Here is a 16993-nt window from a genome sequence, read left to right on the forward strand (position 1 = left end):
GTTTTAGTCCATTTGTTTTTATCTTTAAATTTGATGTCTTTATTTTACTTCCATATCTGAAGCGCTCATATCTCTGACACAAACATATTTACCGTCTCTTTTTTCGAATAAACTAAGATAGTTTCCGCTATTAATAACGCTTTTACTAACGGAGTCTGTTACCGTGTAAGCGCCACTTTCAACTACCTGATTTCCATCGTTTGAAACAAAAACATCATTTGTTTTAAAAGAAATTATGTTGGAATTTGAGACCAAATCAGAAATCAAAAATTCAGAAATGGCTTCTTTACCAACTAATGGTTTTTTGTGTTGATAATAACTTATAGCGTCATCAGCATAATAACCAATTTTCTTGACCTCACCCGAATTATAAGTTGCCGCAAATTCATCTTCTTTTGCCTGAATTTCCTTTTTTATTTGCTCTTTATCCACTACTACGGCGGGTTTTTCTTCCTCCTTCTTAGTGTTACAGGCTAACATTGAAACTAACACACTTCCTAATAATAATCCTTTTAAAATTTTGTTTTTCATATCATAAAAGTTTAGAGTCTTACACCTTAAAAGTAATATAAAAATCACAATATCAGACACTTTACTTTAAAAAATATTAAACTAAAGTCCTGAAATATTTATTTGCAAAATTAATCGTATGCTAAAACAAGAAAATCCATATACCTCATCTCTTTAATACGGAATGTAAATATTAAAAGTTGCACCCTGCATCGGTTCACCAAGGGCATCAATATGACCATTGTGGTTTTCGACTATTTTCTTGACGATTGCGAGTCCAATTCCGGTTCCTTCGTAGACATCTCTGCCGTGCAACTTCTGAAAAACACCAAAGATTTTCTCGCTGTGTTGGGGTTCAAATCCAATTCCGTTATCGACAAAACTAATGTGACAATAATTTACGGCTGTCGACAAGTTTTCTATTTGCAAATCAGAACCATAAACCAAACGGCTTTTTATCGTAATTTCTAATGGTGTTTCAATTTTTGCAAATTTGATAGAGTTATGAATCAGGTTCTCCATTAACTGCACAAACTGAAAAGGAATAACTTTGGCGGTATCATGAAAATCCGTTATAATCGTAGCTCCTTTTTCACTTAAATTTTCATGCAGCGCCTCTTTTACATCTTTAATAATAGTATACAAATCGACTGTTTCATATCTTCTGTCAACCAAAGTAGCTCTGGAGAAAGTAAGAAGACTATTTATCAATTCGCGCATTCTGTTACAGGAATACAAAATTCGGTCAAATTTCGTTTTACCATCATCAGATAAATTAGCATATTCATTAGACATAATAAGATTGGCAAAAGTCTGAATTTTACGCAACGGCTCTTGCAAATCGTGGCTTGATATATACGTAAAGGCATCAAGTTCCATGTTCTTCTTTTTCAATTCATCGGCATGTTTTTCTATCGCTGCATATTGAGAAGCAAGTTCTTTATTGGCTTTTAAAATCATTTCGTTCAGCGCATGGGTTTCTTCTTCCTTCTTTCTTAGTTCCTGATTTTTTCGGAACAATTCGGTGAAAACCATCACTTTTGCCTGCAATATTTCCGGTGACAGCGGTTTAATCATATAGTCAACAGCACCAGATTGATACCCTTTGAAAATGTATTCATTGGTATTCATGTTCGCGGTTAAAAAAATAATAGGAACATGTTTTAATTTTTCGCTTTGCCGAATCAATTCGGCGGTTTCAAAACCATCCATCAATGGCATTTGAACATCCATAAGTATAATAGCAAAATCCTGATTTTTCAGCAGAATCCGCAAAGCATCTTTCCCTGATGTCGCTTCAACAAACTGATAACCACGGTCAGCCAGAATGACTTGTAAAGAAAGTAGGTTTTCCTTTTTGTCATCGACTATTAAGATTTTAATTGCGTCTCCCATTCTTGTTTTAAATTGAATATGAAATTGTTATTTAAGCCACACACGCATTAATGAAGACAATTGTTCAACGTTTACAGGTTTTGTCATATAATCTGAAGCTCCTGATTCTATACAACGCTGTCTGTCGCCTTTCATTGCTTTTGCAGTTACGGCAATAATGGTAAGATCTTTATGTCGGACATCTTTACGAATGCGTTTCATGGTTTCGTAACCATCCATTTCCGGCATCATAATATCCATCAAAACAATATTTATGTCTTTATTCTCATTTAGAATATCAATCGCTTCCTGACCACTTTCGGCACTAATTACATCCAATCCGTATCGTTCTAAAGCTGTTGTTAAGGCAAAAAGATTACGTACATCATCATCAACCAATAATACTTTTTTACCCGGCAAAACATCTTCTTTTAAGTAAAATGATTCGATAATTTCTTTCATTTCTTCAGGAAGTTCCTTATGAACACGGTGCATAAACAAAGCAGTCTGATCGATCAATTCCTCCATAGAACCCGCGCTTTTTGTAATGATACTATGCGCAAATCTATTTAGTTTTAGCCTTTGTTTTTTTGTAACATCGCCAGCCGAATGTATAATTATAGCCGTTTCCTGTCCGGCAATATTATTCTCCAAATCTGTAATAATATCAAGTCCGTCTGCATCTGGTAAAACCAAATCTAAGATAATGCAATCAAATGATTTTTCCTGAATTAATGCAACCGCTTCACCGGCCGTTTTAGCGCTCGATATTATAATATCCTCACCATCAACAGCATTTATTATTCGGCTTAATTCAAGCTCATTATCATCTACTACTAACAGATTTTTTATCTTTTTATTCTTAAAATCATGAATATCATTAAAAAGATAAGACAGCGAATCGTTCTTAACCGGTTTCAGGAAAAAGTTTCTTGCACCGCGTTTCAATCCTTTATTTCGCTCGTCTTCACCAGAAATAATATAAACCGGAATATGACGCAAATTGAAATCGGTTTTCAATCGATCCAGAATTTTCCATCCGCTGGTATCCGGCATATTTAAGTCCATTGTAATGGCATGCGGATGAAACTGATTGATAAAATCAATAACATCATTTCCTTTTGTGGTCACGATTGCTTTAATTCCGTTGATATGCGCCTGCTCCAGCATAATTTTAGCAAAGGTGAGATTGTCTTCCGCGATCAGTAAAATCTTATCACCCGGCTTAATATCCGTTCTGTCATCGCCTATTTCATCAACAAAAAACAAATCAATATCAGAACGGTTGAATTTTTCAGAGGGCAAAGATTTAATACGCCCTTTTACATCCGTTTCTTCTTCTACTTCAATATCTATAATTTCAGAAATATCTACATATTGCAAAGGAAGGAAGAGTGTAAATTTACTTCCGATGTTTGTCTCACTTTCCAATTCAATACTTCCTCCCAATAAATCAGAAAGTCCGCGACTAATGGATAATCCCAAACCAGTTCCACCATATTTACGGCTGGTGGAACCTTCGGCCTGTTGGAAAGCTTCAAATATGATATTTTGTTTTTCTTTGGAAATTCCAATTCCGGTGTCTGAAATTTCAAAAGCCACAACGGCTTCTGCTTTATCCAGACTGAAATTTGCCATTTTCCAGTTGTTATTGGCTTTGTATATTTTTAATTGTACTTCTCCTTTTTCTGTAAACTTGAAAGAATTTGATAACAAGTTTTTCAGAATTTGATTTAATCGTTGGGAATCGGTTTCAATAAGCTCCGGAAGTTGTTCGTCCATACTGATTTTAAAACGAAGATGTTTTGCTTCGGCAATTGGATTAAATGTAGACTCCACAAATCGGCTGATTTCGTCAAAACTAATCGGATGGTAATCCACAGAAATATAACCGGATTCGATTTTCGAAAGATCCAGAATGTCATTGATCAACTGAATTAAATCGTCTCCACATGAATTGATCGTTTTGGCAAACTGAATTTGTTTTTCTGAAAGATTTCCGTCTCGGTTCGCAATTAATTCGTTGGCCAAAATCTGCAAACTGTTCAGCGGTGTTCTTAACTCGTGCGACATATTCGCAAGGAATTCCGATTTGTATTTGGATGTTAAAGTCAGCTGATCTGCTTTTTCTTCCAATGCTTTTCTGGCGACCTCCACCTCTTGGTTTTTGAGCTCTACTTCTTCTTTTTGATTCGCCAATAAAAAGGCTTTTTCTTCCAGTTCTTCGTTGGTATTTTTCAGTACTTCCTGTTGACTTTTTAACTCGCTTGCCAAAGATTGAGATTGTACCAAAAGTTCTTCTGTTCTTGAATTCGATTCGATCGTATTCAATACAATTCCGATACTTTCTGTCAACCCTTCAAGGAAATCTAAGTGTGTCTGACTGAAAGTATCAAGCGAAGCCAATTCAATAACCGCTTTAAGTTGTCCTTCAAATAAAACCGGCAAAATAATTACATCCTGAGGCTTGGCAGAACCCAGACCCGAATTGATTCTAATATAATCTTTCGGAACATTACTCAAAATAATTCTTTCTTTCTCAATCGCCACCTGACCAATAAGACCTTCTCCCATAGCGTATTGCGTTGGTGAATTTTTTCTTTTGATATAAGCGTATGACGCAATTAAATTCAGTTTTGAGTCCTCAAAATTCTCATCTTCCTGTAAAATATAGAACAAGCCGTGTTGTGCAGTAACTACTGTAGCCAACTCAGAAAGGATCTTTTTGGTAACCGAATTCAGTTCTTTTTGCCCCTGAAGCATTTGAGTGAACTTAGCCAAATTCGATTTCAGCCAGTCTTGTTCCTGATTTCTTAGCGTTGTTGCTTTCAGGTTCGAAATCATTTGGTTAATGGTATCCTTAAGTGCCTCTACTTCACCTTTTGCTTCAACACCAATCGTTCGCGTTAAATCCCCTTGTGTTACCGCAGAAGCCACCTCAGAAATCGCACGTACCTGCGTGGTTAAATTCGCGGCCAGCTGATTTACGTTTTCGGTTAAGTTTTTCCAGGTTCCGGAAGCTCCCGGCACATTGGCCTGGCCTCCCAGTTTTCCTTCTGCCCCTACTTCCCGCGCCACGGTTGTTACCTGATCTGAGAAGGTTGCCAGCGTATCAATCATTTCGTTGATCGTATCGGTTAATTGCGCTACCTCGCCTTTGGCATCAATGGATAATTTTTGTTTCAGATTTCCTTTTGCTACGGAGGTTACAACCTTTGCAATTCCACGTACCTGAGAAGTTAAATTCGAAGCCATTAAGTTAACCGAATCCGTTAAATCTTTCCAGGTTCCTGCAACCCCTTTTACTTCCGACTGTCCTCCCAGTTTTCCTTCGGTACCCACTTCACGCGCCACACGGGTTACCTCAGATGAAAAGGAATTCAGCTGTTCCACCATCGTGTTGAAAGTGTTTTTCAAATCCAGAATTTCTCCTTTTACGTCAACGGTAATTTGTTTCGAAAGGTCACCATTGGCTACGGCTTTGGTTACGTCAGCAATATTACGTACCTGTCCCGTTAAGTTGGATGCCATCTGATTCACCGAATCCGTTAAATCTTTCCAGGTTCCCGCAACTCCGGGTACGAAGGCTTGTCCGCCCAGTTTTCCTTCTGTTCCTACCTCTCTGGATACACGCGTTACCTCCGAAGCAAAACTTCGAAGCTGATCCACCATCGTATTTACTGTTTCTTTCAATTGAAGGATTTCTCCACGAACGTCCGCGGTAATTTTTTTGGACATATCTCCATTCGCCACGGCAATCGTTACCTCGGCAATATTACGTACCTGAGTCGTTAAGTTACCCGCCATCTGATTCACCGAATCTGTTAAATCTTTCCAGGTTCCGGCAACTCCGGGAACATTTGCTTGTCCTCCCAGTTTTCCTTCTGTACCAACCTCACGCGCCACACGAGTTACCTCAGAAGCAAATTCACGAAGCTGATCCACCATCGTGTTCAGGGTTTCTTTCAATTGCAGAATTTCTCCACGAACGTCTACGGTAATTTTTCGGGACATATCCCCGTTCGCTACCGCAATCGCCACATCGGCAATATTACGTACCTGAGCGGTAAGGTTTCCTGCCATTTGATTCACCGAATCCGTTAAATCTTTCCAGGTTCCGGCAACTCCCGGCACATTTGCCTGTCCTCCCAGTTTTCCTTCCGTTCCTACCTCTCTGGACACACGGGTTACCTCCGAAGCAAAGCCTCGAAGCTGATCCACCATCGTATTAATGGTATTTTTAAGCTCTAAGATTTCTCCTTTTACGTCAACCGTAATCTGGAGCGATAAATCACCTTTTGCTACCGCTGTCGTTACTTCGGCGATGTTACGCACCTGACCTGTTAAGTTGGATGCCATCTGGTTCACCGAATCCGTTAAATCTTTCCAGGTTCCACCAACACCTTCCACCTGTGCCTGACCTCCCAATTTTCCTTCGGTACCCACCTCACGTGCTACACGAGTTACCTCAGAGGCAAAGGAGTTAAGCTGGCCCACCATCGTATTAATGGTGTTTTTAAGCTCGAGGATCTCTCCTTTTGTATCTACGGTAATCTGGCGTGATAAATCGCCTTTAGCTACCGCTGTAGTTACCTCGGCAATGTTACGCACCTGACCTGTTAAGTTCGATGCCATCTGGTTAACAGAGTCCGTTAAATCTTTCCAGGTTCCTCCAACTCCTTTTACTTTGGCCTGACCTCCCAGTTTTCCTTCGGTACCTACCTCAAGTGCCACACGGGTTACCTCAGAAGAAAAAGAGTTCAGCTGATCCACCATCGTGTTAATGGTTTTCTTCAGCTCCAGGATTTCTCCTTCGGCGACAGCCGTAATCTTTTTAGATAAATCGCCATTGGCCACCGCCGTTGTTACCTCGGCAATATTACGCACCTGACCGGTTAAGTTCGATGCCATCTGGTTCACCGAATCGGTTAAATCTTTCCAGGTTCCTCCAACTCCTTTTACTTTTGCCTGACCTCCCAGTTTTCCTTCTGAACCTACCTCACGTGCCACACGGGTTACCTCGGCACCAAAGGAGTTCAGCTGATCCACCATGGTGTTAATCGTATTTTTAAGTTCGAGAATTTCCCCCGCAACGTTTACTGTAATTTTTTTGGATAAATCGCCTTTTGCCACGGCTGTTGTTACCTCGGCAATGTTTCTTACTTGTCCTGTCAGATTCGATGCCATTTGATTTACCGAATCGGTCAAATCTTTCCAAACGCCACCAACTCCCCGCACTTTTGCCTGACCTCCGAGTTTTCCTTCTGAACCTACCTCTACTGCCACACGCGTTACCTCAGAAGAAAAGGAATTCAGCTGATCCACCATCGTGTTGATCGTATCTTTAAGTTCAAGGATTTCTCCTTTTACGTCTACTGTAATTTTTTTCGAAAGATCTCCTTTTGCCACCGCTGTTGTTACATCGGCAATGTTACGTACTTGTCCGGTTAAGTTGGATGCCATCTGATTTACCGAATCGGTTAAATCTTTCCAGGTTCCTCCAACTCCTTTTACCTGAGCCTGTCCTCCCAGTTTTCCTTCGGTTCCTACCTCTCTCGCCACACGGGTTACCTCAGATGAAAACGAATTCAGCTGATCCACCATGGTATTGATAGTATTTTTTAATTCTAAGATTTCTCCTTTTACGTCAACGGTAATTTTTTTAGATAAATCCCCTTTTGCTACTGCCGTTGTTACATCGGCAATATTACGTACCTGACCCGTTAAGTTACTTGCCATTTTATTTACCGAGTCGGTCAAATCTTTCCAAACGCCACCTACACCTCTCACTTTTGCCTGACCTCCCAGTTTTCCTTCTGTACCTACCTCACGTGCCACACGCGTAACCTCCATCGAAAACAGATTCAGCTGTTTTACCATTCCGTTTACCTCTTTTGCAATTCTGAGAAATTCTCCCTGCAATGGGTTTCCTTCAATAGAAAGTGGCATTTCCTGAGACAAATTTCCTTTTGCCACAGAAGTAATTACGTGTGCAATTTCAATCGTTGGATGCACCAAATCTGAGATCAGTGTATTTACCGAATCAACACAGGAACTCCACGAACCTCGTGCGCCATCCAGTGCAACTCTATTGGTCAGTTTTCCTTGTTTACCAATACTTTTTCCAACCTTTTGAAACTCAAAAACCATACGTTCATTCAGATCGATAATTTCATTTAAGGTATCGCAGATTGATCTTTTAATTCCATTCTGATCTGTTGGGAAACGTTGCGTAAAATTACCATTTTTGACCTTTATCAGAATTTTTAAAAACTCTGCATCAGTCAAAATAGATTCTTCCAGATCCTCTTTTTTACTTCTGGATTGTGATGGTTTTTCTCCTGACACAATTGGAAATTCAAGAATATCCTGTTCTTCCGAAGTATTAATTTCTTTTGTTTTTTTCATATTCCCAATTCTTTATAGAATGATTTAAAAAATCTGTCCCTTTATCCTAACTTCTGGACACAAGTATAAAAACAAGCACGAATTCCACTAATTGCTACTAATTTTCGTTTCTGAAATTAATTTACAAACGAAGCTAACTATTAAATTAGTGAAATTTGTGTTTAAAATTGATTTGTACTATTTGTGTCCAGACGGTAGCCCTTTATCTTTAGTTTTCTTCTTTTTTTCAAACACCAAAACACTTTACTTATATACCGTCATCAAACAGTATTTTCCTTAAATGAAATTGCACAAAAGCATCCATAGAATCAGATCTTTTTGTGTTATCATTATAATTTAATGGTTTTATAATGTATCCTGATATTCCTAGTTTTTCTGCTTCTGAACGATCCATTTCCTCTGACGATGTTGTCATGATAAAGACTTTTAAATCTTTTAGTTTTTTATCTTCCCGCAATACTTTCAGGAATTCGATACCGTTCATTCTTGGCATGTTTATATCCAGTAAAATAACATCAGGAATTAATTCCAATTCTGAATCTCTAAGCATTTTTAACGCTTCGATTCCGTTATATGCCGTGTGAAGTACGTACTCACTTTCTAGTTTTTTTAAAGAACGCTCTACACTAATCACATCCAGTTCGTCATCCTCCACTAATAAAATTGTTGGCTTTTTCATATGCTTAATTATTTCTCCATGTAAAAATAAATTCGGCACCTTCGCCCAATTTTGATTTAACTATAATACTTTCCTGTTGATCATCGATTATTTTTTTCACTATCGCAAGACCAACTCCGGTACTTTCCTGTTCATTTTGTTCCCGAAGTGTCTGAAATATTTCAAATATTTTGTCGTGATATTCAACTGCAATTCCAATTCCGTTATCCTTTACCGAAAACTCATAAACGCCTCCAAATGTTTGACAACTAATCTGAATCACTCCATCTTCCTGCGGTGTGTATTTTACGGCATTACTAATTAAATTAGCAAATACCTGTTCGAGTTTAATTCTTTCTGTAAACAAATCAGGAAGATTTCCTATTTCAAGTTTAAAATTTCTCGGAACAATCGAATCTGCAATTTCATGCACCAAAACATTTGTATCGATATTTTCAGATGGTACTTTTATATTTAATCGCGCATAATCCAGCAAACCATTTATAAGCGCTTCCATGCGTCGCGTTTTTTGCGGAATAATTTTGAGATATTTTTTAAGTTCTGGCGATAACTCCTCATTATGATCTTCTTCTATCCAGCTTACCACATTATGAATTCCGCGAATTGGCGCTTTAAGATCATGTGAAACTACATAAGCAAATTTATTCAGCTCGGCGTTTCTGTTTTTAAGTTCATGAATGTTTTTATCCAGCTTACCGGACATTCTGTTGAGCGATGTTGCCAAGGCAGTCAATTCATCATTTCTGGTATCTTTGACCATTGTAAAATTCCCTCTGGAAATATTCTCTGCCAGACGAACCATCGAAGTAATTCTTTTATTGGTGATATACATGATAAATACCGTACTTAATAAACCTACTATAACGGTAAGTGTTAAGAATATAAAAGAAAAAGTGTGCGCATATCTTAATGAAGTAAGCAGCATTTCTGTATGATGTTTTCTTCTTTTATATTCGATTTTATCAAATCTGGTAAACTTATCTGAAATGGCATCATTTATGTTTTTCCCAACATGTCTTTTTAGAGTAGTATTAAAAAGATTTTTATAAGAGTATGGATATTCTCTTCTGCTTTTTATCAGTTCTTTTGAGTATCTAACCCAATTGTTATGAAGTGTGTTGATGGAATCTAAAATAGACCGTTGCTCGTTCTTACTGCCAATACGAAGCTGCTCCTCTTTAATTAACAGTGGTACTCTTTTTAGTCCGATAAAATAAGAATCTAAAAAGGTATAATCTTCGGTAAGTAAAAAACCACGAAAAGCACTTTGCATTTCGATAATCGATTTGTGAGTTTTATTAGAATTACGAATAATCTCTTCAGATCTGGCGAGAAATTGTGAGTTCAGTTGTACCTTTTTTGACAGCATATAATTCGTATACGAATCTGCAATGGACAATAAAATTACCAAAGTAAACGCAACTAGAATTTGAGTAGATAATTTCATTTAATTACAATTATAAAGGCCATAATCCCACTATGCAACAATTGATTATCCAATAAAATTAAGAAAAATAATAAAATCTTCCCTAAATAATTTCGCAGTGCCATTGACGAACCTTCTATGGCTACACGCAATGATAAAATCGGTGACACTTAAGCTGAAAAGCTATATTGACTTAAAATTTTTTTTAAGTCGTTAAAATTATTTGGTTTGGATATAAAATCATCGGCACCATGCGCTTTGGCTTCCATAATAATATCATCTAATTGCGAAGTAGAAAAGATAATAATCGGAATTTCTTTTAATCCTTCTTTCTTTTTAATTTCTGTCAAAAATTCGAGGCCGGACATAATAGGCATATTCAAATCCAGAAAAATAACATCCGGAGAAATTTCCTTTTGCATCAATTTTCGCAATGCTTCTACCGGATCATAAATTGCTGTATAGGTTGCAGTAGAGACCAATTCCAATGCCTCCATGAATAATTCACAATCGTCTGAATCATCATCAATTTGAAGTATGTTTTTATAAGCCATACGTTTATTGGGTACTTCTGGTGTGTAAAGTTCTTTCAATAATTCCTCTTTTTTAAATTAAAAACAAACTGCTGTTTTTACTTTGATTTTTATTCATTATAACTTACAAATATGAAAGTATTAATTTTTATGCTTTTACATAATTTTAGATTTATGTTATAAGGTTTCAATCTTATTTTATATGGAATACGATTCATTTTTCTTAAAACATGGAAATTATGTAACGAAAATCAAAAATTATATAAATTCGTCTTTACTCATCAGGGTATTTTTATCGAAATATGAGAAGTAACCTTAAAGTATATAGCTTTGAAAATTTAAATTTTAAATTTACTACAGTGCCTATTTTTTTTAAAAATTGCTACTGTGCGTTGTAGTAAACATTTTATGGATGAGATTATACAAGACATTTAAACCTAAAGAAGCCGTAATCATTGATTATGTTAAGTTTCCATCAAACATTACAAACAGAAATTAATAGAAACTTGTTTTTAAAGCAGGTTTTTTTTTTAGTGCTCTTCAAATCAAAAAAATAACGATAATCTTACAATTGAATAAAAAACAGTCTTATAAATTACTTTAGTTCCCTTAAAAGATCTAAATTTACTAGGACAATTATCTGGTAATAAGATCAAAACAAATAACCTGCACATGAAATATAAAAATATTTTGCAAATTGATGATGATTTTGATGATTGCGAATTCTTTCAGCAGGCACTGGAAGGAGTTTCAACAGCTGCTTATATGGCACTTCATAATCCGATAGAAGCCTTACAAAAACTGATTGATAAAGAAATAAATCCGGACTTGATTTTCCTTGATATCAATATGCCTTTAATGAGCGGTATTGAACTATTGGCAGAAATTAAAAAAAGAGACACCATCAAAAATATTCCAGTCATTATATTTTCTACAGCACCTATTTCAGCAAGTCTGGCAAAGATACTCGACGCAAAAGATTATGTTACGAAACCAAGTAATTTCAATGATCTAAAGAATATCTTAAGAAACCTTTTATGATTGCTCTTTTTACACAACAAAATAATTTATTAAATAAGAAAATAAATTATCAAAAAAGCCCGAATTTCACAGGCTTTTTTTTATTGCTTACCGAAATCAATTTCCATTATTTTAAGGTTTTATAGTATCAATTGCGGTTTTAGGTCTCGTACTACTTTTTTTCATTTTGGTGCTAGTATTTTTTGTCTTCACCGAATCTGTCTTATACGTAGACGATTTTGTTGTATGAGTGCTTTTTAGAATAGTATCCGTACTCGTTTTAGCTTTTTTATTTGTTTTAGGAGTTTCTTGTGCGGAAACAATTCCAACAGTAAAAAACAGGGCTGCAGTAATTAATAAATTTTTCATAATATTGATTTTTAATTGTTTATATTTTACAAAACTTGTAATCAGGTAAATTTTCGAAAGATTTTAATTCTTTCTTTACATGTTTATAAGTTAAGATTACATGATTTCCATAATGCTTTTTACCTTTTTCGATAATCAGAGACTTAATCAGCTTTGGTCTAAGTAATAACATTAAACCATGAAATTTACTAATACAAAAAAAACAGAACAGAATTTTCCAATTGTAGGTATCGGTGCCTCTGCCGGCGGATTAGATGCTATCAAAAAAGTAATAAAAGCAATACCTGCCAATTCCGGAATGGCGTATATAATCGTACAACATTTACCTCCAGACCATCCGGGCAGCTTAGCTGAAATTTTAACGCAGTATGCCCAAATACCGGTTAACGAGATTATAAATGATATTAATCTGGCTCCGGATCATATCTATATTATTCCCGATAATAATAATCTTATTACGCAAGAAGGTGTCTTAAAACTACATCAGAGAACGCGCAATGAACGCAGAACTGCAAGTATTGATATTTTCTTTGAATCTCTTGCAGAAGTGTATCAAAGTTTTACCATTGGAATTATTCTTTCAGGAACTGCTTTTGACGGAACTTTTGGATTCAAAAAAATAAAAGAAGTCGGTGGTACAACACTCGTTCAGGATCCTGAAATGGCAGAATTTAAAGGAATGCCGCAAAGTGCCATAGACGCAGATATTGTTGATTATGTATTAGCGCCAGAACTTATTGCGGCACAATTAGTAGAAATACGAAAAAAATATACTGAAAATCATGCTTATAGTGAAGAAGAACATCTTCAAAAAAATGAAGAAGAAATACTAGTGCAAATTTTAAATCTCATTTTCTTAAGAAATGAAAATGATTTTAGTCATTATAAGCAACCCACAATCAGAAGACGTATTGCGCGGCGAATGGTTTTGAGCCATAAAGAAAATTTACAAGATTATTATTATCACCTTCGGAATGACAAAGCAGAGCAAGATTCTCTTTTTAATGACTTTTTGATTCCGGTAACTTATTTTTTTAGGGATAATGAATCTTTTGAATCTCTGTCCGGAATTGCTTTTCCGCAATTGGTACAAAATACTGTCAACAATACTTTGCGTATCTGGGTAGCCGGATGTTCAACCGGCGAAGAAGCTTACTCGTTAGCTATCGTTTTACATGAATATCTAGCAGCAATAAATAGCACTATTAAAGTTCAGATTTTTGCTTCTGATATTTCTGAAAAATACATTGCAAAAGCACGCACTGCCATTTATTCTGAGCAAGATGTTCAAAAAGTTTCGCAAACCAGATTAGATCACTATTTTACCAAAAGAGACGGTCATTATCATATTACCAAAGTAATTCGTGACATGTGTATTTTTGCGGTGCATAATTTTATAAAAGATCCTCCTTTTGTGAGAATCGATTTAATTTCCTGTCGCAATGTGTTATTATATTTAGATGCTTTTTTAGACGATAAGGTTTTAAAATCTTTTCACTATTCTTTAAATGAAAAAGGAATATTGTTTCTTGGAAAATCTGAAAGCATTACAAATGGGCAAAATCTATTTGAACCAATTGAAAAATGTGAAAAAATCTATGTTCGGAAATTTGTGCAGGAAAATTATGTTTCTGAAATTTTTACCTCTGCTACCAACGATAAAAAACAAATCTCAGAAATAGAGACATCCAGGGAATTGCAAATTAAAAAACTCGAGAATGATCTGGCTCTGGCAAAGGAAGATCTTAGAAGAATGACATTAGAATTACAAACGGCAAACGAACACGTAAAATCTAACAATACTGAATTAATATTTATCAATGATGAATTAACGAACCGTCACGAACAATTAATTTCGATGCGAAACTATTCTGAATCTATTGTAAATACCATTCGTGAGCCTTTATTAATTATTGACAGAGATTTTTTTATAAAAAGTGCTAACCCGGCGTTTTATACATATTTTGAAACTACTGAAAAAGAAACGGAAGGGCATTCTTTTTTCGAAATTGGAGACTGTCAATGGGATATTCCTGAATTTAAGGAATTACTATTTAAAATGTTTAGTGAAAAAAAATCAGTTCTGGATTTTAAGGTTGATACGCTATGCAATGGTACCGGTAAAAAAATTATGATTGTGAATGCACATCAAATTCAAAATTCGCAACCTGCAGGTTTAATACTTTTAGCCATTGAGGATATTACAGACCTGGAGACCAACAATGTAGTACTGAAAAAGAAAAATCTTGAACTGGAAAAATACAACGAACAGCTAGAAGTTGTTACTACTGCAGCAAGCAATACTATTCAGGAACCACTGCGTAAAATTCAGATGTTTTGTAAACGGATTTTAGATAATGAAAAAAATCTAACCGAATCTGGAATTCATAATCTGGAGCGCATTAGAATTGCTTCCTCAAATATAAATCAGCTCATTACTGATCTTATCGATTATTCGAAAATCAATTTTAATGAAAAAGAATCCAAAAGAACCGATCTGAATGTTTTATTAAAGAAAATCATTGCCGATTTAAAAGATTATATTCTGGAGAAAGATGCAATTATTACAGTTTCTGCTTTACCGCAAGTAAAAATTGTTCCCCATCAAATGCAAAAATTATTCACCAATTTAATTCTAAATGCACTAAAGTATACGAAAGAAGATACAACGCCTCAAATTAAAATTGAAGCCGAAGAACCATCCAAAGAAGAGATTATTAAGATTGGAGCAAATCCTGAAATTAATTATGCTAAAATTAATGTAACCGACAATGGTATAGGATTTAGTATGGAATATAAAACTAAAATTTTTGAACCTTTTTACAGACTGCACAGCAATGACCAATATCAGGGAAGTGGTCTTGGTTTGACCATTTCTAAAGAGATTATTACTAATCACCATGGTTTTATTGTGGCAAAAAGTAACGCAAATAATGGTACTACTTTTTCTATTTACATCCCGATATAGAATCAATTTTTATAGTAGAAAAAGATGCTTTCGGGCATCTTTTTTTGTTTTAATACTTTCATATTAAACAAAATAAACCACTGATAATTATACAATTACAAACTAAAATCTTGTAAGTAGAAATCAGCTTACAATTCTAAATTTGGTTTACAAGATTAAATCATTAATGCAATGAATTAAATTCAGATTTCCGGAACTTCTATTACGCTTACATTTCATTTAAAAAATCAGCAAATAATTGAAAATTAAAATTTGTTTTTATTAATCCTGAATCTGTAAATCAATTATTAATTAAAACTACTATTATGAACACTTCAAATCAAATTAACGAATCGTCGATCAACGAACCTTTGGATGAAAGCACAAGTTATGTTGATCAATATGAAAATATTCCACTTGACGATGACAATCCCGAAGAAGAACCCATAGTTAACGAAGAAGATACTATTACAAATGATCAGGATAATTTGGATCAGGAATTTTTAGATGCCTTACAGGAAGATGAGGAGCAAGAAGAAATCTATGATGATCAAAATAATCTGGACAAAAGTCTAAACAATCTTGATAAAGGCGATCCTGATGCTGATGATGACAGGCATCTTGGCGTAGACGATCTCTACAAAAACAATGGTAATAATGATAATGATCTCGCTGACAACGATCTTAATGATCTTGAAGGCGATCATCTTAATAATCCGGATCTGGACAGAGAAGAGCAAAACATTCGAAATAAAGATTCATTCAAAATTGATTAATCCCTAATCCCTAACTAATAAATTTAAAATCATGGAAAATATTTTTAACACAGAAAACATGGCAAATCTTGGTGAAACAGTAGAAAAGAAAATTTCTGCTATTTCGCCAAATACACTCCTATGTGCCGGGGCAGGCTCTTTGTTTCTGGCAGCAACTTTAAAACTGGCAGGAAAAGGTCACGCCGGTTCTTTTTTTGGAAAATGGGCTATCCCATTATTAGCGATTGGATGTTATAAGAAGTATTCAGACTTTTCAAATTCTAAGACTAATAATGATAAAGAAGAGGAAAAAGGAATCCAAACAGATTATTCAATTGCGAGTACTTAATAGCAATTTGTTTCATCTATTTTCACAAACAATAGATGAAACAAATTGATTTTATCGCTCCAAAAAGTAACCTATTATGGATCTTTATTTAATTTTTCAAATAATAATCGTATCAATTGCCGCAACATCGACCATGACCTTATTTAGTTATGCAGTATCAGCAAGTTTTAGAGAAATTTACAAAGAGCCTTTATTACTTAGTTATTTGTTGCATAATCTTAAAATCAATCTTTCCAATGCTTCCAAAAACATATTGGGCTGGTTGATACATTATGGAATAGGAGTGATTTTTGTAGTGGTTTACCATTATTTTTGGGCACGAAATATACTTGAACTCAACTTTTTGCACGCACTGCTATTAGGCATAGCAAGTGGAATTGTTGGAATCATAAGCTGGATGATCTTTTTTAAATTATCCCATTATCAGCCTCGTATTGACTTTAAAGGCTTTTATATACAATTATTTGTCGCCCATATTATTTTTGCCCTTACTGCAACTGCAGTCTATGCTATTTCCTTAACGGTTACTATGTTAGTAAATACTCATTTTGCTCCACAGTAATTACAAATCCAAAAAGGAAAATCTTTTACACTAATTCACAAAAACAAAAATGGCGCTTTAA

12 protein-coding genes are annotated in these 16993 nt (G+C 35.3%); 5 read left to right on the forward strand and 7 right to left on the reverse strand.

Features of this window, described 5'->3' with window-relative positions:
* Positions 1 to 39: 39 nt before the first annotated feature.
* From B0A65_RS20395 to B0A65_RS20420, 6 genes are all read right to left on the reverse strand, one after another.
* On the reverse strand, positions 40 to 531 hold the full coding sequence (locus B0A65_RS20395) for a YybH family protein (protein ID WP_074663279.1): 492 nt from the start codon (positions 529 to 531) through the stop codon (positions 40 to 42).
* Positions 532 to 684: 153 nt separating this feature from the next.
* Entirely contained in the window at positions 685 to 1905 is a 1221-nt protein-coding gene (locus tag B0A65_RS20400) for a sensor histidine kinase (protein ID WP_074663282.1), read from the reverse strand.
* A 27-nt stretch (positions 1906 to 1932) separates the two neighbouring features.
* Positions 1933 to 8292, reverse strand: a complete 6360-nt coding sequence (locus B0A65_RS20405) for a hybrid sensor histidine kinase/response regulator (protein WP_083370523.1) — start codon at positions 8290 to 8292, stop codon at positions 1933 to 1935.
* 247 nt (positions 8293 to 8539) lie between these two features.
* The gene (locus B0A65_RS20410) at positions 8540 to 8971 is read right to left on the reverse strand and encodes a response regulator (RefSeq protein ID WP_074663286.1); all 432 of its coding nucleotides are present in this window, start codon (positions 8969 to 8971) and stop codon (positions 8540 to 8542) included.
* A gap of 4 nt (positions 8972 to 8975) precedes the next feature.
* Entirely contained in the window at positions 8976 to 10418 is a 1443-nt protein-coding gene (locus B0A65_RS20415; RefSeq protein ID WP_074663289.1) for an ATP-binding protein, read from the reverse strand.
* A gap of 149 nt (positions 10419 to 10567) precedes the next feature.
* On the reverse strand, positions 10568 to 10990 hold the full coding sequence (locus B0A65_RS20420) for a response regulator (RefSeq protein WP_123890397.1): 423 nt from the start codon (positions 10988 to 10990) through the stop codon (positions 10568 to 10570).
* A gap of 612 nt (positions 10991 to 11602) precedes the next feature.
* Here B0A65_RS20420 and B0A65_RS20425 point away from each other — a divergent pair.
* Positions 11603 to 11971 carry a response regulator gene (locus tag B0A65_RS20425; RefSeq protein ID WP_074663297.1) on the forward strand — a complete coding sequence of 123 codons (369 nt, stop codon included), beginning with the start codon at positions 11603 to 11605 and terminating at the stop codon, positions 11969 to 11971.
* Positions 11972 to 12082: 111 nt separating this feature from the next.
* Here the strand turns inward: B0A65_RS20425 and B0A65_RS20430 are convergent, their stop codons facing one another.
* Positions 12083 to 12319: a hypothetical protein gene (locus B0A65_RS20430; RefSeq protein ID WP_074663300.1), complete on the reverse strand. Its 237-nt coding sequence runs from the start codon at positions 12317 to 12319 to the stop codon at positions 12083 to 12085.
* A 178-nt stretch (positions 12320 to 12497) separates the two neighbouring features.
* On the opposite strand from B0A65_RS20430, the gene B0A65_RS20435 reads away from it, so the two are divergent.
* From B0A65_RS20435 to B0A65_RS20450, 4 genes are all read left to right on the forward strand, one after another.
* Positions 12498 to 15287 (forward strand): CheR family methyltransferase, encoded by a 2790-nt coding sequence (locus tag B0A65_RS20435; protein ID WP_074663302.1) that lies wholly within the window; start codon positions 12498 to 12500, stop codon positions 15285 to 15287.
* 305 nt (positions 15288 to 15592) lie between these two features.
* Positions 15593 to 16042, forward strand: a complete 450-nt coding sequence (locus B0A65_RS20440) for a hypothetical protein (RefSeq protein ID WP_074663304.1) — start codon at positions 15593 to 15595, stop codon at positions 16040 to 16042.
* A gap of 31 nt (positions 16043 to 16073) precedes the next feature.
* The gene (locus B0A65_RS20445) at positions 16074 to 16370 is read left to right on the forward strand and encodes a hypothetical protein (RefSeq protein WP_074663306.1); all 297 of its coding nucleotides are present in this window, start codon (positions 16074 to 16076) and stop codon (positions 16368 to 16370) included.
* Positions 16371 to 16446: 76 nt separating this feature from the next.
* Positions 16447 to 16932, forward strand: coding sequence for a hypothetical protein (locus tag B0A65_RS20450; protein ID WP_074663309.1), 486 nt, complete (start codon positions 16447 to 16449; stop codon positions 16930 to 16932).
* Positions 16933 to 16993: the final 61 nt, after the last annotated feature.

Origin of the sequence: Flavobacterium frigidimaris (assembly GCF_002217275.1) — a bacterium.
In the GTDB taxonomy this organism is placed as follows: domain Bacteria; phylum Bacteroidota; class Bacteroidia; order Flavobacteriales; family Flavobacteriaceae; genus Flavobacterium; species Flavobacterium aquidurense.